Source organism: Kurthia sp. Dielmo, assembly GCF_000307285.2.
Lineage (GTDB): Bacteria > Bacillota > Bacilli > Bacillales_A > Planococcaceae > Kurthia > Kurthia populi.
Genome location: NZ_HE578956.1, coordinates 741,850 through 763,190 on the forward strand (window position 1 = coordinate 741,850; position 21,341 = coordinate 763,190).

The 21,341-nt window shown below is 37.7% G+C and carries 13 protein-coding genes, 1 other RNA gene and 2 pseudogenes; 11 read left to right on the top strand and 5 right to left on the bottom strand.

Features of this window, described 5'->3' with window-relative positions:
• Positions 1 to 97 precede the first annotated feature (97 nt).
• The 3 genes and pseudogenes from KTHG_RS21050 to recU all read right to left on the bottom strand — a co-directional run bounded on the left by KTHG_RS21050 (position 98) and on the right by recU (position 3,780).
• Positions 98 to 358, bottom strand: coding sequence for a hypothetical protein (locus KTHG_RS21050; protein ID WP_020189634.1), 261 nt, complete (start codon positions 356 to 358; stop codon positions 98 to 100).
• A 205-nt stretch (positions 359 to 563) separates the two neighbouring features.
• The gene (locus KTHG_RS03985) at positions 564 to 3,125 is read right to left on the bottom strand and encodes a transglycosylase domain-containing protein (protein ID WP_020189635.1); all 2,562 of its coding nucleotides are present in this window, start codon (positions 3,123 to 3,125) and stop codon (positions 564 to 566) included.
• A 23-nt stretch (positions 3,126 to 3,148) separates the two neighbouring features.
• Positions 3,149 to 3,780, bottom strand: a pseudogene (gene recU, locus KTHG_RS03990) (Holliday junction resolvase RecU).
• 223 nt (positions 3,781 to 4,003) lie between these two features.
• Here recU and KTHG_RS03995 point away from each other — a divergent pair.
• From KTHG_RS03995 to KTHG_RS04030, 8 genes and pseudogenes are all read left to right on the top strand, one after another.
• Positions 4,004 to 4,366, top strand: coding sequence for a YppE family protein (locus tag KTHG_RS03995; protein WP_020189637.1), 363 nt, complete (start codon positions 4,004 to 4,006; stop codon positions 4,364 to 4,366).
• A pseudogene (locus tag KTHG_RS04000) lies at positions 4,356 to 6,622 on the top strand (DEAD/DEAH box helicase). Before KTHG_RS03995 ends, KTHG_RS04000 begins: the two are co-directional and overlap by 11 nt.
• A gap of 6 nt (positions 6,623 to 6,628) precedes the next feature.
• Positions 6,629 to 7,846 carry a ribonuclease H-like domain-containing protein gene (locus tag KTHG_RS04005; RefSeq protein WP_020189638.1) on the top strand — a complete coding sequence of 406 codons (1,218 nt, stop codon included), beginning with the start codon at positions 6,629 to 6,631 and terminating at the stop codon, positions 7,844 to 7,846.
• A 47-nt stretch (positions 7,847 to 7,893) separates the two neighbouring features.
• Positions 7,894 to 8,253: a cell division regulator GpsB gene (gene gpsB, locus KTHG_RS04010; RefSeq protein ID WP_044527213.1), complete on the top strand. Its 360-nt coding sequence runs from the start codon at positions 7,894 to 7,896 to the stop codon at positions 8,251 to 8,253.
• 179 nt (positions 8,254 to 8,432) lie between these two features.
• An RNA gene (gene rnpB, locus KTHG_RS04015) (RNase P RNA component class B) lies at positions 8,433 to 8,820 on the top strand.
• Positions 8,821 to 8,914: 94 nt separating this feature from the next.
• Positions 8,915 to 10,648: a putative bifunctional diguanylate cyclase/phosphodiesterase gene (locus tag KTHG_RS04020; protein WP_020189640.1), complete on the top strand. Its 1,734-nt coding sequence runs from the start codon at positions 8,915 to 8,917 to the stop codon at positions 10,646 to 10,648.
• 2 nt (positions 10,649 to 10,650) lie between these two features.
• On the top strand, positions 10,651 to 11,805 hold the full coding sequence (locus KTHG_RS04025) for a THUMP domain-containing class I SAM-dependent RNA methyltransferase (RefSeq protein WP_020189641.1): 1,155 nt from the start codon (positions 10,651 to 10,653) through the stop codon (positions 11,803 to 11,805).
• Positions 11,806 to 11,893: 88 nt separating this feature from the next.
• On the top strand, positions 11,894 to 13,792 hold the full coding sequence (locus KTHG_RS04030) for an ATP-dependent DNA helicase (protein ID WP_020189642.1): 1,899 nt from the start codon (positions 11,894 to 11,896) through the stop codon (positions 13,790 to 13,792).
• Between the two features lie 153 nt (positions 13,793 to 13,945).
• On the opposite strand, the gene KTHG_RS04035 is transcribed toward KTHG_RS04030, so the two are convergent.
• Positions 13,946 to 14,563, bottom strand: coding sequence for a hypothetical protein (locus KTHG_RS04035; protein WP_020189643.1), 618 nt, complete (start codon positions 14,561 to 14,563; stop codon positions 13,946 to 13,948).
• Between the two features lie 558 nt (positions 14,564 to 15,121).
• Positions 15,122 to 15,580 carry a chemotaxis protein CheX gene (locus KTHG_RS04040; RefSeq protein WP_020189644.1) on the bottom strand — a complete coding sequence of 153 codons (459 nt, stop codon included), beginning with the start codon at positions 15,578 to 15,580 and terminating at the stop codon, positions 15,122 to 15,124.
• A 373-nt stretch (positions 15,581 to 15,953) separates the two neighbouring features.
• Here KTHG_RS04040 and KTHG_RS04045 point away from each other — a divergent pair, with 373 nt between their 5' ends.
• The 3 genes from KTHG_RS04045 (at position 15,954) to KTHG_RS04055 (ending at position 21,236) form a co-directional block, all read left to right on the top strand.
• A complete protein-coding gene (locus KTHG_RS04045) occupies positions 15,954 to 19,571 on the top strand; it encodes a dynamin family protein (protein ID WP_020189646.1) in 3,618 nt (1,205 codons plus the stop codon).
• A 1-nt stretch (position 19,572) separates the two neighbouring features.
• Entirely contained in the window at positions 19,573 to 20,376 is an 804-nt protein-coding gene (locus KTHG_RS04050) for a sulfurtransferase (protein ID WP_020189647.1), read from the top strand.
• A 71-nt stretch (positions 20,377 to 20,447) separates the two neighbouring features.
• Positions 20,448 to 21,236 carry a Cof-type HAD-IIB family hydrolase gene (locus KTHG_RS04055; protein WP_020189648.1) on the top strand — a complete coding sequence of 263 codons (789 nt, stop codon included), beginning with the start codon at positions 20,448 to 20,450 and terminating at the stop codon, positions 21,234 to 21,236.
• Positions 21,237 to 21,341 lie beyond the last annotated feature (105 nt).

Here is a 21,341-nt window from a genome sequence, read left to right on the forward strand (position 1 = left end):
ACGTCATTTGTCGTTCTCAAAAGCCCTTCAAGATAAAACGTTTCGCACTTTAGACTGGCGTGAAACGTTTCAATGATTTGAAGCAGAATTTGGTGAATCACTTCCTTTCCGATGAGATGTACTTTTTTAAAAGAGCTAGTTGAAGTTTTAGCACTTCATTTTGTAAGGTTAACGCCGTCACTTCATCTAAATCCGCTTGAAATGGTCCTTTTCCATAGCTGTATTGTTTTCCAAGAGGCTGTTGTAATCGATGCACCTCTCCATCTTGATACCACTTTACCCATTGATAAATCTGTGTATTATTTTTAATTCCACATGCCTTCATCATTTCATTTACTGGCACATTTGCCAACTTCATCTCGAGTGGCTTTCATTTTTGTTTCGTATGAATACGTTTGTTTTTTGCCCATCAAAAAACAACTCCAAAGATTGTATACCCTTGAAAGTGTCTTTTTCTTTTTATGTTGTCTCAGATTTTTAGGTCAGTTCGTTTTGTCCCAACCTCTTTTTTATATATGCATAAAAAAAGAAGCGAGGACGGAACCTCGCTTCTTTTCATGTCTTTATTCTTCAGTACCTTCGTCTTGCCCAGTAGTTGGTGATTCTGGACGTGTACTAGAAGTATGTGCTTCACCGCCGCTATTACTATTGCTTGATGAGTTATCCTCACCTGTTGACGGCGTTGTACTACCTTGGTCGGAATTTGTACCGCCACCATTATTCTGGTTCGAATTGTTTTGGTTAGATGAGTTATCTTCACCCGTTGACGGCGTTTCCGGTTGTGTAGGTGTTGTTGTGCCACCTTGTTCAGAAGAGTTGTTGTCATTGCCGGTTGATGGCGTTTCGGTCGACGGTGTTTCAGTCGACGGTTCTTCAGTCGTTGGTTCTTCGGTAGTCGGCTCCTCAGTCGTTGGTTCTTCAGTAGTCGGTTCCTCAGTCGTTGGTTCTTCGGTAGTCGGCTCCTCAGTGGCTGGTTCTTCGGTAGTCGGCTCCTCAGTCGTTGGTTCTTCTGTTTTATTTGTTTCGGTTGTTGGTGGTGTTTGCGTTTGTGGCTTTGTAGTAGTAGAACTTGGCGCAGAAATTTGCGCACCACGTACATATAATTCACCATTTGAACCTTCTACAACAGTGTCAGGTTTTGTAAATGATTTTGTTTCTTTACCAGCAGAAATTTCCGTCATGACTTGTTTAAATAAAGTTTGTGGAATATGTTTTTCTGTTAATGTTTTTAAGCCTGTTTGACGTTCTGGATCCCCAGCCCATGTTGCAACAGAATAGTTTGTTGTATAACCAATAAACCAACTATCTGGTGCAGTTTCAGCAGGGAGGCCTAATTTTTGTTTTTTCGCTGCATCAAAGTTTGTTGTACCGGATTTACCAGCAATATCTAAGCCATAAATGCTTGCAGCAGTACCTGTCGCACCAGCTTTAGAGCTTACAACATCACGTAACATATCTGTTACCATATAGGCAGTGAAATCACTCATTGCATCTTTTGGATCTGGTGTATATGATTTCGATGTTTTGCCATCACGGTAAACAATTTTCTTCACAGCATGTGCTTCTGTGTAAATCCCATTATTACCAAATGAAGCATAAGATGCCGCCATTTGAATAGGAGATACAGTTACATTACCGCCACCGATTGCATCCGATTCAAGTAATGCTTTATCATCAGCTGGTTTAATACCAACTTTAGCTAAGAATTTTTTCGATTTTGAAGCGCCGACTTCTTTAAATGTTTTCACAGCCGGAATGTTACGAGAACGATATAATGCTTCGCGTATTGTCATATTACCTAAATACGTATTATCGACATTTGTAATCGTTTGATTTGTACCAGTGTATTTAATTGGTTCATCGGTAATCGTTGTACCAGTTGACCATTTTTTGTTTTCAATAACAGGACCATAATCAATTAATGGTTTCATTGTTGACCCTGGTTGATGTTTACTAGCAGCCATATTTAAACCACGTTCTGGACCATAGTTACGACTACCACCAACCGCTGCAAGTGCACCTGTTTGAGTGTCAACAACAGCCATACCAGCTTGAATGTCTTCTGCTGTACGACCGACGAAGTTTGCGTCAGCATTTAATGCTTTTTCAACAGATTTTTGAGCTGTCACATCTAAGTTTGTATAAACACTAATACCTTCTTCTAATGCCTTTTCATCACCATTTTCAGCAAGTTCTTTTAAAACAACATCAATGTATGCATCGTATTTTGATTTCGCCGCTGCTTGACGTTTGCTTTCAGGAAGTAAGCCTTTTTTAATATCCACTTTTTGCGCTTTTTCCATTTCAGCTTTTGTGATTTTTTTATTGTTATACATTAATAATAAAACAACATTACGACGTTTCTCAGCACGCTCTGGATTTTTAAATGGATTGTAGCCATTTGGTGCTTGTGGCATACCAGCTAGTACAGCCATTTCATCTAACGATAAATCTTTTAGCTCTTTACCATAAAAATATTCAGCTGCTGTGCCAAAGCCATAAATACGACCAGACATTAAAACTTTATTAAAGTACATTTCAAAAATTTCATCTTTCGAATACTCACGTTCTAATTGCATTGCTAAGTATGCTTCTTGTACTTTACGTTTCATTGTTTTGCTGTTATCAAAGAATGAGTTTTTAATAACTTGTTGTGTCAGTGTTGAGGCACCTTGTGCGCCAAACCCATCACGTATGTTTGCTACCACTGCGCCACCTAAGCGCCAGAAGTCAATACCACTATGGTCGTAGAAACGTGCATCCTCTGCTGAAAGAATCGCATCACGCATTTCTTTCGGTATCTCTTCATATTTTACATTTTCCCGTTCTTCGCTACCCATTGAATAAAACTCTTTGCCATTTTTATCATAGAATTTAGAAGAAACAGGGTCTTTTAATGTGTCCTCGTTAAGTTCGGGTGCCGTAAATGCTAAATATGCAAACACAGCGCCACCGATTAAAAATAGTACGATGAAAAGAGATGCTAAACCAATTAATATACGTTTGGCTAATGATTTTTTTGATTTCTCTTTTTTCGATGTTGTTTTTTTCTTCGGAGACGTTTGACGTTTTGCCTTTTGAGTTTGCTGTTTACGACGTTGTTCCCTTGTCATTTTCTCGTCCACAGAAATCCCTCTCTTTCTACCTATCACAATGCGGATAGTAGTTGATCCACCGCTTTTAAGTAATCAAGCCGCGGTGCATAGCTCTCCGTTATTTCAATTGCTTGTTCTTCGAAAACGTTTAGTGGAATGGATTTTCTTGCACCTTTTTCCATCGCTTGCCAAGCACTATCTAGTACATCAAATGGTAAGACGAAAAAACGTTCTAAAGTTGAAAAACAAACAAGTAAAAAACAAACCCCTTGTTGTTTTGTTGCCGCACGCATATGTGTTACTTGGTGTTCATGGACATTTTGAAGCGGGAAGGACGTTTTATTTTTCGTCTCTTTCGCATCAAAGTCAATATAGTATCCATTGTAAACGCCATTATAGTCTGTTGTGGAAGGTGTTCTAAAATATGCCTCCTGAATGACTGCTGCACTTCGTGACGGGTACGCTACTTTGACGATTTGTACAGGAACAGGTTTCTTATGAATAACTGCTGTACCTCGTTGTAAATAAAACATATTGGCTTCATCGATTTCATCTTCTAAGCTTTTCCCGCGATTACTAAAGGTTAATTTATTTTTCGCTAGAACATCTGATTTTTTTTCGATTCATTTTTCACCGTTTTATTTTGGGGCGTGTATTGTCGTCCGTTTGGATAGCGAATTGCCATTCTATCACTCCTTACCGCCTATATCATATCACATATGTAATGAACTGTTTTTTTGGCGACTACTCACAAGATATTAGCAATGTTAAGTATTGAATGCAAATTCTAATGACTCTATTATCGCCAGAAATGGTAATTTGAATTATACTAAAAGATAACATAGAAAGAATGTTTGTTCGCTTTTTTAAGCGATTTTTTGATAAATTAAGTGAAAGAGGCGTTTGAAATGCTCCAACAAATAACAACACAACTTTATGAAGAATGCGATAACAGCTGGACACGTTTTATGCAAATTCGTGAACAGCAATACGAGCCGGACTTTTTTGATGAAGTAAGACCATACGCAAATCAAATACATGAATTGTTAAATGAATGGCAGCAGCTAGCTGAACAATTTATTGTGGAGTACCATCCAAAATATGTGCATATGGTACAAATTAATAATGCAGCAGAGCAAATTGACCAATTTGTTGTCCAATCTTTTTATATTAAAACGAGTAAAAAAAGATTATATCAATCAATTCAAGCTGCCAAATATACATGTGAAACATTGCTAAGTGCAATGCGTGAGGTAGTAGATGAATCTTAAACCGACGTTAGCTGAATGGATTGCTGATTTTACGACTAGTGAAGCGCGCAAAAATATTGAGCATATCGAAATTATGCCTGCAACAAACGGTGTCTATGCACCACTACCAAGTGACTTACATCCAAAATTAGCATCGGCACTTTTAAGTCGAGGCATTACACAACTTTACAGCCATCAGGCAGAGGCTTACCACCATGCGATGCATCAACAATCATTTACGGCCGTTACACCGACAGCATCAGGAAAATCGCTGTGCTATCATTTACCCGTTCTACAAACGATTTTAACGAACCCTTCAAGTAGGGCACTGTATTTATTTCCAACAAAGGCGCTAGCACAAGACCAAAAAATGCGGTTAACGATTTAATCGAAGCGATTGATGCGCCTATTTTGAGCTATACCTATGATGGTGACACATCGCCTGGTATTCGAACGAAGGTACGTAAAGCAGGGCATATTGTGATGACAAATCCGGATATGCTTCATGCGGCGATTTTACCACATCATACAAAGTGGGTATCACTTTTTGAAAATCTTGATTATATTGTCATTGATGAATTGCATACGTACAAAGGCGTTTTTGGCTCACATGTGGCGCATGTTTTACGTCGTCTAAAACGTATTTGTCATTATTATGGTAGTAATCCAACGTTTATTTGTACGTCTGCAACAATAAAAAATCCACAACAATTAGCAGAGGCCTTAACGAATGAACCGCAGCAACTTATCGCTAAAAGCGGGGCACCGACAGGGCAAAAAACATTTTTATTTTACAACCCGCCTGTCATTCATCCAACATTTGGTGTAAGGCGTAGTGCCATATTAGAAGTAAAAGACATTGCTAAAAAATTGTATGAGGCAAAGATTCAAACGATTGTATTTGCCAAAAGTCGTGTACGTGTCGAAATGCTCGTGACCTATTTGAAAAGCTTAACAGCGAAAAAAATTAATGATCAATCGATTCGTGGCTATCGTGGCGGCTATTTACCGAGTGAACGACGTGCGATTGAAAAAGGGTTACGTGATGGCACGATTCAAACGGTCGTATCGACGAATGCCCTTGAGCTTGGTGTAGATATTGGCCAACTACAGGCTTGTATTATGACAGGTTACCCAGGAAATATTGCGAGTGCATGGCAACAAGCGGGACGTGCAGGGCGCAGACAAGATGATGCGCTCGTCATTTATGTTGGGCAATCAACAGCACTTGATCAGTATTTAATGAAGCATCCTCATTACCTATTTAATAGATCACCTGAAGAAGCGCGCATTTTCCCGGAAAATGTCCTTATTTTAATGGATCATTTAAAATGCGCTGCATTTGAATTACCATTTCATGAAGGCGATGCGTACGCTGAATTTGATGTAGCCGATTTTCTCGATTATTTCGTTGAGGAACAAGTGCTATTAAAAACAAGTGATACCTGGCATTGGATGGCAGATAGTTTTCCTGCACATGACATTAGCCTACGTTCAGCGTCACAAGAAAATGTGGTCATTATTGATCAAACTATCTCGACAAAAACGCATGTTATTGGTGAGATGGACCGCTATAGTGCCATGACTCTCTTACATGAAGAAGCGATTTATTTACATCAAGGGACGCAATTCCAAGTTGAAAAACTCGATTGGGAAGAAAAGAAAGCATATGTTACGGAAGTGGATGTCGATTATTTTACCGATGCAAATTTAGCAGTAGAGCTAAAAGTAATGTCTGAGGACAAAGAGCGTGTTGTCGATGGCCTAACGATTGATTATGGGGATGTGATGACACTTGCAACGGCGACAATCTTTAAAAAAATCCGCTTCAATACACATGATAATATTGGTTCTGGTCCGATTACATTGCCACCAGAGGAGCTTCATACATCAAGTACATGGCTAAGTTTTGAGGCACCGAGTAATTGGAGTGAGGATGATTTAAGTAGTGCTATGACCGGAGTAGCCTATGCGATGAATAGCTTTATTCCACTGTATATTCAAAGCGACCGTAGCGACGTCCATGTCATTCCACAAGTGAAGGCGACGCATAATGGCAAACCGACATTTTTTGTTTACGACCGTTATCCTGGTGGCATTGGGTTAAGTGAGCGCGTATACGACTTATGGGAGCCTTTACTAGAACGTGTCTATGAGCATGTTGACGGCTGCTCATGTCAGCATGGTTGTCCATCTTGCATTGGCGCACAGGATTTAGAAGAAGGCGGCAAAAAGCAAGTAAAGAAATTTTTAGAGACGGTGTTATTGAGAGGATGATTGCACATGTCTTATGAGAAAAAATTATTGGCAATGAAAAAAATGGTAAAGAAAAAAACGACAACAGCGCCCAAACCAGCTTATAAAAAACCGCAACCACCCGTATACAGTGATGCTTGGGAAAATGTTGGATTAAAGCGTATTGATAATGACTTTGGTACCGTATTTGTCCGTGAGGTGCATTATGGGTTTGATTATGTGCACGGTGCCTATCCATTAGGTGCGTTTACAGAAGCACTTGAAACTTGGCAGCAGCATGAGCATCCCATTGCGCTAACAGACGACCAACCTATTGTATTTTATGACACCGAAACGACGGGCTTAAAAGGCACGGGGACACATATTTTTTTAAATGGCTTATTAACATTTGAAGCGCATGAATTTGTCTTAAAACAATATGTTTTGGCCGATCCAAGTCATGAAGCGGCATTTTTATTTGAATCAAGGTTTTGGCAAGGTAAAAAAACGGTATTAACATATAATGGGAAGAGTTTTGATTGGCCGCAATTACAAATGCGTTGGACTTTTCATCGTGATGTATTGCCACCACTTCAAACGCCACATCATATTGATTTAATGCATAGTGCTAAACGGATTTGGAAGCAGGAGCTTGCACGTATGAAATTAAGTGAAATTGAACGGCATAAACTAGGTTTTATACGAGACGGCGATGTGCCGGGCTATTTAGCACCTGTTATTTATTTAGATGCCGTTAGAACGGGGGAGACGGATGCTTTATTAAAAGTACTTACTCATAATGAGTACGATTTATTATCCCTCGTTACCTTATACGTGCAAGAAACGAAATTATTAACGGAAGGTGTACGCGAAGAAAGTGCTAAAGCGTATACGAATATCGGTAAGTGGTATAAAGATTTAAAAGCTTCTGATGAGAGTTTGGAACTTTTACGTGATGTAACGCATCTATATGATGTGGATGAAGCGGCAGAGGCCTCTTTCTATAAAGGCTACTTGTTAAAAAAACGTGGTGAATTTCAGCAAGCCTATGATTGCTTTTTGCTTTGTACACCTTATGTAAACGAACGTCAGCGCCTAGAAGCCTATACGGAATTAGCAAAGCTGTGTGAGCATCAATTGCATGATATTGAATCGGCACTGCGTTATACAGAAAAGGCAATCGTTGAAACAAAAAAAGTATTTGCTATAAGGAAGCAGCGAAAGAAAAGCGGATTAATGCACTTACGCATCGATACGTACGTTTAAAGAATAAAAATGTGCTATAATAAAATCTATATAGAAGCGAAAGGACGATGGACTTGGATATCAAACTATCTGCTAAAATTATTTTAGATAAAGATTTTAAAACAGGTCTTCGTGGCTATAGCCAGGACGAGGTTGACCAATTTTTAGATGAAATCATTCAAGATTATGAAAGTTTTGAACAAGTATTAAAGCAAAAAGAGGCGCGTATTGCGGAGCTTGAAGAACAACTAAGCAATACAGAAGTCGCGCCAGCACCTGTTGCTGCAGCACCAGTTCTTGAGAAAAAGGAAGTAGAAGAGCCGCAACAAGTAGCGAATGGTGTCACAAATTACGATATTTTAAAACGCTTAGCGAATCTTGAAAAACGTGTATTTGGTGACAAGTTATATAATGACTTCGAAGGATAATCGAAACCACCTTATTTCTCTGAACTCTTAGAGATGAGGTGGTTTTTTGTATCGAAAAGCAATGAATAATTTTAAGGCTTAATTGTCGGAAAATACTTATTTTTTAATTGCGTCATAAAAAAAGGCTAAAAACCTTGTCATAGCACTTTTGAAGGACTATAATAACTACAGCATCATAGATGAATGAGTAATCGCTGGAACACATTCGTGTTGCTGAGGAAAGTCCATGCACGCACGGTTCTGAGATGACCGTAGTGATCGTATTTCGCGAATAAATAAGCGGAAGTAGCTGAAATGCTAACGGCGGAAGGAAAACCTAAGTCTTTGGATAGGGTTGACACTTCCTGAAAAGTGCCACAGTGACGAAGTCTAACAGGAAACTGTTAGAGTGGAACGAGGTAAACCCTGCGAGTGTGCAACCCAAATTATGGTAGGGGCGCCGTACCGACGGAATTGAACAGAGGTATGGATTGGCTGTCTTTATACAGTCAATAGATAGATGATTACTACCCAGAGTACGAGGCTTACGCCGTTTGAGTACAAGGGCACAAAACATGGCTTATAATTCTATATGGTGTACTTTTATTATGATAATAATTAGTTGAGCTCTCCTCGTTGGTGGAGAGCTTTTCTTTTATAAAAGGATACGGTGATAAAAAAGATGGAATACACGCAAAAGCTCGCGAATGCGACGACATTTACGTTTCCAAACCATATCATTGATACCATTTTTAATAGCGTTGAAGAAGGCATTATGATTGCCGACACAAAGAGTCGCATTATTCATGTTAATCCTGCATTTGAATTTGTAACGGGATACACATATGAAGAAGCTGTTGGACAACGCCCAAGCTTACTGAATTCAGGTATCCACGATCAAGAATTTTATACAAAAATGTGGGCAACGATTCGAGAACATGGAAAATGGTCAGGAGAAATTTGGAATCGCCGAAAAACAGGAGATATTTATCCAGAATGGTTAACGATTGTAGCCATTCACAATGAACAAGGTGACATCGTGAATTACTGCGGTATTTTTGAAGATATTTCAGCGCAGAAAAATGCTGAAAATGAGATTGAGCGCCGTAAATATACCGATACGTTGACAGGTGTAGCGAACCGTTATGCCTATTTGCAGCGTATGGAAACATTATTGCAATCATCTGCAAATCGAGAATACCATCATGCAGTGTTATTTTTAGATTTAGATCGCTTTAAACAGGTGAATGATACATTAGGCCATTCGATTGCTGATGAAATGCTCATAAGCGTTACGCAGCGAATTCAAAGCGTGCTAAAAAATAAGGACATCGTCGCGCGTTATGGTGGCGATGAATTTATCATCACTATTACAAATATCCACCATATGCAAGAAGCGGTACAAGTAGCAGAAAAAATTGTTCATCTGTTATCAGAACCTCTTCCTATAGATGAACAAAATATATATATATCAACAAGTATGGGCATCAGTTTGTACCCAGAGGATGGGACAACGCTGGAAACACTTGTGAAAAAAGCTGACCAGGCCATGTATTATGCAAAGCAAAATGGTCGCAATCAATTTGCGTTTTATTTCGATGATTTAAAAATCGACTCAAAGCGCGTACTATTATTAGATAATGAACTACGAAAAGCGATTAAACAAAATGATTTTACGTTGAATTTTCAACCGAAAATATCACTTGAGGATGAAACAGTCATTGGTATGGAAGCGCTAATACGCTGGACGAATGATCAACTCGGATTTGTATCACCTGCCGAATTCATTCCTTATGCTGAAGAAACCGGCTTAATCATTCCAATGAGTGAATGTGTTTTTCGCTTAGCTTGTGAGGCACATCTTCGTTTACGTGAAGAAATGGATAACGTGTTACCAATTGCTATTAATATATCAAGCATTCATTTCCACCAGTCAGATTTTATTGATACAGTAAAAATGATTTTTGAAGCCTATAATTGCAGTCCGCAAGATTTTGAATTGGAGCTGACAGAGCGCACCGTAATGAATAATGAACGTGATTCGATTCGAAAACTGGTACAATTAAAGAATATGGGCTTTAAATTATCTATTGATGACTTTGGTACAGGATATTCATCATTGAGTTATTTAGTGCAATTCCCACTCGATTATTTAAAAATTGATCGTAGTTTTATTCAATACATTACATCGATTGCCGACAAACAAGCGGTAGTAGATGCCATTATTCAAATGGCACATCGTCTGCATATGAAGGTAATTGCAGAAGGGGTAGAGCAAAAAGATCAAGTGAAATTGCTTGAGAAATTAGGCTGTGATATGATTCAAGGATATTATTACGCAAAGCCGATGCCTCTTGATGAATTTGTCGCCTTTTTAGAATTTTGGAAATTAAAAGCAAGAGAGGACTTAAAATAAGTATGACAACATATCAACTAGTTGCAACAGCAGCGATGGGTTTAGAATCGTTAGTTGCCGATGAACTTAAAAAAATGGGGTATGAAACACATATCGATAATGGACGTGTCTATTTCGAAGGAACGGAGCGCGATATCGCCAAAACAAATCTTTGGTTACGCGTAGCAGACCGTGTTAAAATTGTTGTTGGTAAATTCCCGGTTAAGACATTCGATCAATTATTCGAAGGTGTAAAAGCATTACCATGGGAAAAATATATGCCAGTAGATGCAGAATTTCCTGTTACAGGTAAGTCTGTAAAAGCAACATTATATAGTGTGCCTGACTGTCAAGCGATTACGAAAAAAGCAATCGTTGAGCGTTTAAAAGGTCATTATCGCCGTTTAGGTTTCTTAGAAGAAACAGGCCCTAAATTTAAAGTAGAAGTTTCTATTTTAAAAGATGTGGCCACATTAACAATTGATACATCTGGTAATGGATTACACAAACGTGGCTATCGTACAGAACAAGGGGAAGCACCATTAAAAGAAACAATGGCAGCAGCACTTGTTTATTTATCACGTTGGACACCTGCACGACCATTTGTTGATCCATTCTGTGGTTCAGGTACAATCGCACTTGAAGCGGCCATGATCGGGCAAAATATTGCACCAGGTTATAATCGTGAGTTTATTTGTGAAGACTGGCCAATGATGAAAGCTGAAATGTGGGATGAAGTACGCGCTGAAGCAGACGAAGCAGCCAATTACGACCAACCATTAAACATTATTGCATCAGATATCGACCAACGTATGGTTGCGATTGCGAAAAATAACGTTTTAGAAGCCGGTTTTGAAGGTATTGTTGAAGTAAAACAAATGCAAGTGGCCGATTTCACAACATACTACACAGATGGCGTTATGATTGGAAATCCACCATATGGTGAACGTATTGGCGAAAAAGAGGAAATTGAAAAAATAATTAATACGATGGGTACTGTGATGCGTAAATATCCTACTTGGTCTGTATACATGCTTTCTTCAATGGAAAACTTTGATAAAATTTACGGTAAAAAAGCAACGAAAAAACGTAAATTATTCAACGGTGCAATGAAAACGGATTACTTCCAATTCTGGGGCCAACGCTCACCTCGTAAACCTCAAGAGCCAAAAGCATAACATAGAATACTAGATATAAATAAATACTCGATAACGGAAGGGGCAGCCCTTCCGTTTCGTTGTCAATAAGGAAAGGGGCAATTATTGAATGCGACAATCGATTCCATTCGAACTATCAAAAGACAAATCATTCTTTGACTCGCTAGGAGACTGGATTGGTGATGTACTTTATGATGAATTACCTGAGAAAGGGCTAGAACTTCGTGATGAGCAAGTGTTTATGGCTTATCAAATCGAAAGTGCATTGCGCGAAAAATCTGTACTATTTGCTGAAGCAGGCGTAGGGACAGGGAAAACAATCGCGTATTTATTACCATCAATTGCTTATGCACGCTATACAGGGAAACCGGCATTAATTGCTTGTGCGGATGAAACATTAATCGACCAACTCGTGAAAGAGGGCGGCGATATTTATAAATTACAACAATTATTAGATTTAAAAATTGATGTTCGTTTAGCAAAATCACGGGACCAATATTTATGTCTAAAACGTTATGAAGAAGCAGAACAATTTTTAGATGGCGAATATTTAGATGATATTGCTGTCTCAATTCCAGAAGGCGTTTATGGTAATGGTTCTCTCGGTTTATATGGTCAACGCAGTGACTATCCAACCATTTCAGATGAAGAATGGTCACATGTAAACTATAATGCGATTCAACAATGCCAAGTATGTGATGTACGCAATCGCTGTGGTCAAACATTACATCGCCAAAATTACCGTGAATCAACAGATTTAATTATTTGTTCACAAGATTTTTATATGGAGCACATCGCCACAAAAGAATCACGTGAACGTGAAGGCCAAACGCCGTTATTACCAGAACCATCAATGGTTGTATTTGATGAAGGTCACTTACTTGAATATGCTGCTCAAAAAGCAATGACAATTAAAATCCAAGACTATACAATCGTAAAAGTGTTAGAACGCTTAATGGTTGATGGTGTACGTGAAAAAACATTGAATCTAATGGAAAAATTACAAGATGGTCATGAATTATTCTTTGATCAATTACGTGAAGATGTGATTGATTCTGATGAAGAGCGTAAGCGTATTAAGAAAAGTGAAATGCTAATTACCATCGGTAAAAAAGTGATGACACTTGTGGAATCATTATTTGAAGAGTTTGTGTTTGAATCGGAAATGTATACAATTCCTGAATATGAGATTCGTATGGCTGAGGAATTTTTAGAGCAATATGCCGAAGCAATGCGCATCTTTATCGGAAACGGTGATGCAGTCGATTGGTTAGAAGAGGCAGACGGTGAAGAGACACTTGTCATTATGCCACATTTAATTACGGATATTTTAGCGAAGAAAGTATTCTCTAAAAAAATTCCATTTATTTTCTCTTCTGCCACATTATCAATTGATAAAGACTTCAGCTTTATTGCTTATAGCTTAGGAATTAAAAAGTATGAATCATTTACTGTAGCTTCTCCATTTGATTATGAAGAAGTAATGAAAATCAACTTGCATAAACGCACGCAAGCAGATAAAACAGCCGAAGTAGAACAACTATTACAACAAGGTGATCAAACACTGATTTTATTTAAATCAAAACAATCAATGCTTGATTTTAAGGCAAAAGTAAACGCAGATACATTAGCGCATATGGCTTTTGAAGGAGACCGCGAGTTGTCATCCATTATTCGTGACTTCCAAGCGAAAAAAATGCAGGCAATTTGTTCATATCATTTATGGGAGGGTTTAGATTTACCAGAAGAGGCATTAACACGTGTTATCGTTTTTGACTTGCCATTCCCACCACATGATCCATTATTTGATGCGAAACGTAGCTTTGCTGACGATGCTTTTGATGAAGTAGAATTACCATATATGCTACTACGCGTTCAACAAGGGATGGGACGTTTAATTCGTACATCAAATGACCATGGAACAATTAATGTATTCCTAAATGAAGAAGAGCAGCAAGTAATTAATCATGTAACACCTGTATTTGCTGTAGAACCAACAGAACTTTAATATTAAAAAAGAGGCTGGGACATACCTATAAAAACAACCGTTCATATGAGCATAAGAAAAACCGGAACTGCGCTGTAGCGCGGTTCCGGTTTTTCGTTGCGAACGCTAAAAAAGGAAAATGACGTGTTTTGTCCCAGCCACTTTTTTTGTCACTTAAACAATGGATTGATAAACATATTTCGCTTTATACAGATGGCGTGTCACACCTGCTGTGGAAATTTCAAATAAGGTTGTAGCCGTATCATTTGCTTGTTCCTCGAAATCGAGTAATAAAAAATCTTGCAAATTATGTTGCTCGAGAAGCTGAGCTTGCATATGCGCTAAAAATTGTGCTGCACCTTCGATTGCTTGTGAGATAGAGACAAGCTCTAACACATATTGTACACGCTGCTTATCTGTATTAAATTCACGTTTTTCTAATTCGAAATGTAACCAATGTGTTAAAAAGTCTGCTACTACAACAGCATTTGTTAACGTATTGCTGCCTTCTTGCTGTGATAAATCATAGATACAATGATAAGTAGGATGGTTAACAAATTGCTTTACAACAGAATAGCGAATGGGGCTATTTTCCATCGAATCCCTATTTAAAATCGGTTCATGTCGCTGTTCACACAATGAAAACCAAATATCACGGCATAGTTGGATAAAAAAAGGTGATTTGTTTTGTTCAATGATTGAAGCAAGTACTGACGCCTCTGCTAAATAATGTTCGAACTGTGTATATTTCTGTTTTTGGACAATTAGTGTACTCATTTGAGATAAAGGCATTGCAAATCCTCCCTTACATGTTCTAGTGTCTGTCTATTAAAAAATAATTTTATTCGGCTGAATGTCGGTTGTATATAAAATGGATGCTCTTATAGATAGATATATGTAAGTTGAGCAATCTAAATCGCATCACTTATTACCCTTTAAAGATGCTTAGTAGTTAGTAACAGTCATATGATTAAGTTCTAAAGCTTTTTTTAGAGTGGGAAAAGTATAAAGAAGCTATCAACTAAATAAATTGCGGAATTTTACTATCGCTTTAATGAAATTAAATAATTTTATTTTTGCTAAATAAGACGAGCATTCGCTATTTTTTTCGCTATTTCTTTCTCCTTGTTAAATAAGTGTAACGACCTATATTTAAAAATGCAATGCCTTATAAATGTAAAAAAAAGACAAACATTGATATATCAACGTTTCGTAAAAGAAAAAATCCGAAAATTCAATACACTATAATAGCTATTTTTCCCTAATTTTACAATTATGGTTTGTTAAGTATGTGTAGGGCATAAAAAAGAAACTACAGCAGCGTGTAGTTTCTTACGGGTGAAGAATTTATTAATCCTCTGTATCGATTGTTAATAATCCATTCATTTGACCAAAACCTTCGATATCGATTGGTAAACGAAAAGCATGCTGGAAACCAAATAATTTTGTTTGGCCAATCATGACCGTTGGTGGTGTAATATCTAAATCAAGCCCATTATCTGCACAATATGTACACAATTTTCCGGCTGACATATTCCCAAATTCACCAATAAAAGATTCAAGCATTTCTCCACTGATTTCCATGCCATACATCGAAAGACCGATATTGCCAAAAATAGTTGAAGAAGACTCCAAAATAATACGGGCACGTACATCGCCTGTAATTCCAATTAACACCCCAGCTTCACTTTGTGTGAAAGGCTCTTTATAAAGTGAAGGCGCATTAATTTTGACTGTTTGTGGAATTACCTCTTGTATTGATTGAATAAGCCCATTTAATAAAAGTTGTATGTGGTTTGAATTACTCATAAAACACCTCTTTGTATATGACTTTTAATCTATCATATCATGCTATCTAGCAAATTCCCCCATTAATTGCTTGACGAAACGTATTTTTTTTCTTATGATAATGATAATCAATGAGAATAATTATCAACGTTATTTATATACATAATTTCAATAAAAGGGGCGTGCAATCATGGTAGCAGCGTTTATTGGCAGTACAGTTATTATTTATGCGGTCGTAATGAAACAAGTTTTATCAAAATCTACTGCACATTTGCGTTAACAGAAAAAATCTTCCTAGAATAGGAGGATTTTTTTTATAGTCGTGTAGAATGAAGAGGAAACGTGGCTAAAATGTGAACAGTCAACTAATGGAACAAAGGAGTTTGAGTAGGGTATGCCAACTTTTGAGGAGAAAATTCAATTGCTGTTAAAGCAAACAGCGCTGAATTATATGACATATAAGCGCAATGAAGATGATGAACGTATGGCAAAGACAGTACTTTTTGCCGACAAGTTAATTAAAAAAGAATTTACAATTGCTTTTGCAGGACACTTCTCTGCAGGGAAATCAAGTATGATTAATGCATTAACAGGGGATCAATTATTACCATCAAGCCCAATACCAACAAGTGCAAATGTCGTAAAAGTACGTAAGGCAGCAGAGGATTATGCAATCGCTTACTTAGTCGATGATGAACCAGTTAAATTCGATGCAGACTATGATATTAAGACTGTAAAGGAATTTGCAAAAAACGGGGCATTAGTATCGCAAATTGAAATTGGACATAGTCAATCGGTTTTACCGGATGGTGTAACAGTAATGGATACGCCAGGAGTCGATTCAACAGATGATGCACATCGCATGTCTACAGAATCGGCGCTACATTTAGCGGATATCGTATTTTATGTAATGGATTACAATCATGTGCAATCCGAATTGAATTTTCAATTTACAAAAACATTAATGAAATACAATCCAAATGTCTTTTTAATTGTTAATCAGATTGATAAGCATAAAGATGCAGAATTATCATTTGAAGATTTTAAAGAATCAGCTCGACAATCATTTGCAAACTGGGGCGTTGTACCAAAAGGAATGTTCTTTACGTCTCTACGCGACGTAAACAATCCAAATAATGATTTCGAACAAGTAAAAAGTATCGTCATGGATAGTATGGATGGCTGGCAAGATGCAATTGTTACGAATGGAGAAAATACATTAAAACAATTGTTAGCAGAGCATGAAGCGTACTTAGCGCAACAAAAACAAGAAATTTACGATAATAGTTTGGACGTTGTCACAGAAGATGACTGGGTTCGTAAAGAAGATATTTTAGCTGAGTATGATACGGTTATACGTCAATTAGAATTGTATTCTGTAGATGAATGGGAAATTAACTACAATACGAAAGTAGATGAATTACTTGAGAATGCGGTATTAATGCCATTTGAATTACGTGATTTACTTGGTAAATACGCAGAATCTAAGCAAACGGACTTTAGCGTAGGTGGCCTATTCGGTAAGAAAAAGAAAACCGAAGCAGAACGTGAAAAACGTAAGCAAGAATTGTATGCAAAATATAAAGAAGTTGTGGGTTCACAAATTTCTGGCCACATGTTAAACATCATGAAACAGTCGCTAAAAGATGTTGGTGCGCTAAGTGATGCAGAGTCGCTAGCAATCGATGACTTTACATTTGATATTCCATTTAGTGTAATTGAAGGGGAAGTTCGTACAAACGCTGTAGCAGGGGATGCTTTAATCAACTTTGCAAATCGTGTTGTATCGGCAACTCGAATTTGGTTCAAACGTGAAACAGACGATTGGAAACAACATAAGAAATCATTAATCGAAGAACTGGCAATGACTCATATTGAGCCTCTTAAAAAGAAAAAACGTACATTGGAAGAAAAAGTAGCGATTATTCGTGAATATAACAAAGTAGAAGGCCAAGAAAAATACTTTGCAATCCAACAAACAGTTGATATTCATACATTAAATCAAGAAGCAGATAAATTAACGAATAATTGGATTAAAGAACGTCGTGAAGCGTATGATAAAATGCGCCACTTCGATCCATCAATGCTTGTGCAAGAGGAAGAAACGCAAGCTGTAGAGCATATTGAAGAATTGACACAAGGTGAATACAATGTCCAATTGTCAGCAACAATTGAGCATGCCTTGCGCACAGCAAATGCAGTTGAACCAATCGATGGTTTTGAAGAAGTGTCAGCCTACTTGAAAAATAAAGTGTCTCGTTTAGAGGAAAAAGATTTCACTATTGCCTTATTTGGTGCATTTAGTGCGGGTAAATCATCGTTCTCAAATGCATTAATGGGCCAAAGAGTATTACCCGTTTCGCCAAACCCAACAACAGCAGCGATTAACAAAATTCGTCCAGTGTCACCAGAGCACCCACACGAAACAGCCGATGTGGTATTAAAAACAGTTGAGCAAATGACTGAAGATATCATTTCATCATATGGTGAAATTGGTGTAACGGTTACCTCTCTAGAAGATGCTTTTAATAAAGCACAACAAGCACTAGATGTAGAATTAGTAGATGAACGTTTACATGTCCATAAATCATTCGTCCGTGCATTCCGTGAAGGCTACCCATTATTTAAAGATAAATTGGGTACAGTTGTACGAGCAAACTACGAAGAGTTCGAAAAATTTGTTGCACAAGAAAATCGTTCGTGCTTCGTGGATAATATCGATTTTTACTTTGATTGTGCATTAACTCGTATGGGTGTTACATTAGTAGATACACCAGGAGCGGATTCAATCAATGCACGTCATACAGGTGTAGCGTTTGAATACATTCGTAATGCGGATGCGATTTTATTTATTACGTATTATAACCATGCCTTTGCACGTGCGGACCGTGAATTCTTAATTCAATTGGGTCGTGTGAAAGATGCCTTTGAACTTGATAAAATGTTCTTCGTCGTAAATGCCATTGACTTGGCATCAGATGAGGAAGAGCGTGATGCAGTTATTGACTATGTACGTAGTGAATTATTGCGTTTTGGTATTCGTAAACCACGTCTATTCGGTATTTCAAGCTTACTTGCTCTAAAAGAAAAAGTAGAGCAAACAGAACTTGAATCAGGTATGAAACCATTTGAGGAAAATTTCCATCATTTCTTAGAAAATGAACTGACAGCAATTGCTGTTCAAGCATTAGCAGAAGAAACGGAAAAAACAGAAGGCCGTTTATCATCATTAATCGAGCAAACAGAGCAAAATTTAGCGCGTAAAGATGAGCGCTTAGAAGAGCTTGCAACGTTAGAAACATTCATTAAAAAATACTTCGGCCAATCTGCAGCAGCAGTTATTGAAAAAGACGAAGCAAATGAGCAAAAAGATTTACTATACTATGTATTACAACGTGTGTATTTACGTTATACAGACTTTTTTAAAGAATCATACAATCCGGCAGTATTTAATACAAAATCAACGTCAGCAGCTCTTGATTTTGCATTAAAAGAATTAGTTGGTTCATTAAGCTTTGATTTTGAACAAGAAATGCGTGTGACGAATTTCCGTTTATCAAAATTCTTAGTTGCGCGTTTTAAAGAGCGTTATACGACAGATGTGCGTAAAATGAAAGATATGAATGACAGCTTCTCATTTATGCCGTTTGAATTAGAAGACCCTGAAATTCTTGAATTTACAGGCCCATTTAATGACTATAATAAATACAAAGAAGTGAATAAGTTATTTAAAAACTCTAAAGCATTCTTTGAGAAAAATGAACGTTTCTTATTACGTGATAAATTAGAAGAGATTTCAAAACCAGATGCGAAAATCTATTTAGATGAACAAGGCGTACGTATGACAGCTTGGGCTCAAGCAATCATTACCAAGCAAGCGGATGCACTACGCACAAACTTAGAAAAACAAGCATTGCGTCAAATTGAAACGGAACGTAATTTATTGCAAGAAGAAAGTAAGCTGGCTGAATGGAAAGGGATTTACAACAATTTAGTAGCAGAGGTGCATTAATATGACAGCAGTATTAGTATCAGCGAATGCAATTCAACAACCCGCATATTTTCTAGATGCGCGCTTTAATTTAAACGATTCACAAGCAGGAAAAAAGCAATTTATGGATGGTCATATAAAAGGCGCACGCCATATTGATATTGAAAAAGATCTATCAGATATGACTTCTAGCGAGGGTCGTCATCCGATGCCGACGAAAGATCAATTAGCTGCCGTTGTGCATCGTTTAGGCTTAACCTATGAACAACCGATTTATATTTATGATGAGGGTGGACAGCCATTTGCGGCACGCGCCTACTTCATGTTGCAATATGCTGGTTTTACCAATGCGTATATTGTACAAGAAGGCTATAAGGGACTTGTTGCAGCAGGCTTTGAGGTGACGACAGATGTTGACTATTTGACGTCCGCAATGCCTATTCAATGGAATGAAGATGTTTATGTAAATCGTGAGCAGGTGAAAGAAGTAGCGCGTCGTAAAGTTAATAAGGTATTGTTAGACGCACGTTCAGCAAATCGTTATCGCGGCGACGAAGAGCCAATTGATCATGTCGCAGGTCATATACCTACCGCTCGTAACTACGATTGGGAGCAACTTGTACAAGACGGACAATTGTCGGTGAATGAAACGCTTACTCATACGGTGTCGAAAGATGAACAAATTATTGTGTATTGTGGAAGCGGGGTAACTGCATCACCACTTTATGCAATGTTAAAGCAACTAGATTATCCAAATGTTCAAGTGTATACGGGCAGCTTCAGTGATTGGATCAATCACGAGCCAATTGAACAAAGTGAAGAATAATAAAGAGGAATCGTGCGAGTAGCACGATTCCTCTTTTTCATCAAAAGTAACGGTACAAGGGAGTATTTAATGTGAAACAACCAAAAATTATCTTTTTCGATATCGATGGTACATTAACGAGTAGCATAACGGGAGAAATTCCACAAAGCGCCATCGAAGCGATATGCTATGTTCAACAGCAAGGGATTGATATCGTTGCAGCGACAGGAAGACCGTATTCGATGTGTCATGATTTGGAGGAGTTGGGCTTCAAAACATTAATTACAGCCAATGGTGCTTATGTGAGGCATAACGGCAGTGTCGTATACGGTGCCTCTGTAGAGACGGCATTCCAACAGCAAATGCTTGAGATGGCCAATCAACAGCAACATGCTATGACTTTTTATTGTGAAGATTTTTATTTTAACGGTATTATTACAGACCAATTGAAAACGGCGCTACATGAAGCATTTAGGCTAGAGGAAGTGCCGAAATATTTACCAAATCCAGCACATCGTACACATTTAATGTGTTTAATTACAACGGGTAAACAACTATCACCTTATGAACATGCATTTCCTCATATAACATTCCAACGTTGGCATCCGACAATCGTGAATGTATTAACAGAGCCTGTTTCAAAATCACGTGCTATTCAAGAAGTATTAAAAATTTTTCAATATGATGCAACCGAGGCTATGGCATTTGGCGATGGCTACAATGATATAGATATGCTTGAGTATGTAGGATTCGGTGTTGCGATGAATAATGCGCCAGATGCTGTTAAAGCACATGCACAATATGTGACAGCAAGTGCCCACGATGATGGTATTATGAAAGCATTACAACAATTAGGCATTATTCCAGTGGTTGTATTATGAAAATAATGATTTTTTTCTTTATTTTTCATAAAAAAATAAGTGCTTCATACACTTTTTTCTTTCTTTTTCAATTCAAAGGTGTAAAATAAAGTATACATTTTAGAA

Excerpts from the sequence above, each read along its gene's own strand:
- KTHG_RS04035 (WP_020189643.1), bottom strand. The coding sequence starts at position 14,563 with ATGCCTTTATCTCAAATGAGTACACTAATTGTCCAAAAACAGAAATAT.
- KTHG_RS03995 (WP_020189637.1), top strand. The coding sequence starts at position 4,004 with ATGCTCCAACAAATAACAACACAACTTTATGAAGAATGCGATAACAGC.
- KTHG_RS04025 (WP_020189641.1), top strand. The coding sequence starts at position 10,651 with ATGACAACATATCAACTAGTTGCAACAGCAGCGATGGGTTTAGAATCG.
- KTHG_RS04045 (WP_020189646.1), top strand. The coding sequence starts at position 15,954 with ATGCCAACTTTTGAGGAGAAAATTCAATTGCTGTTAAAGCAAACAGCG.
- KTHG_RS04030 (WP_020189642.1), top strand. The coding sequence starts at position 11,894 with ATGCGACAATCGATTCCATTCGAACTATCAAAAGACAAATCATTCTTT.
- KTHG_RS21050 (WP_020189634.1), bottom strand. The coding sequence starts at position 358 with ATGAAGTTGGCAAATGTGCCAGTAAATGAAATGATGAAGGCATGTGGA.
- KTHG_RS04020 (WP_020189640.1), top strand. The coding sequence starts at position 8,915 with ATGGAATACACGCAAAAGCTCGCGAATGCGACGACATTTACGTTTCCA.
- KTHG_RS04050 (WP_020189647.1), top strand. The coding sequence starts at position 19,573 with ATGACAGCAGTATTAGTATCAGCGAATGCAATTCAACAACCCGCATAT.
- KTHG_RS04040 (WP_020189644.1), bottom strand. The coding sequence starts at position 15,580 with ATGAGTAATTCAAACCACATACAACTTTTATTAAATGGGCTTATTCAA.
- gpsB (WP_044527213.1), top strand. The coding sequence starts at position 7,894 with ATGGACTTGGATATCAAACTATCTGCTAAAATTATTTTAGATAAAGAT.
- KTHG_RS04005 (WP_020189638.1), top strand. The coding sequence starts at position 6,629 with ATGTCTTATGAGAAAAAATTATTGGCAATGAAAAAAATGGTAAAGAAA.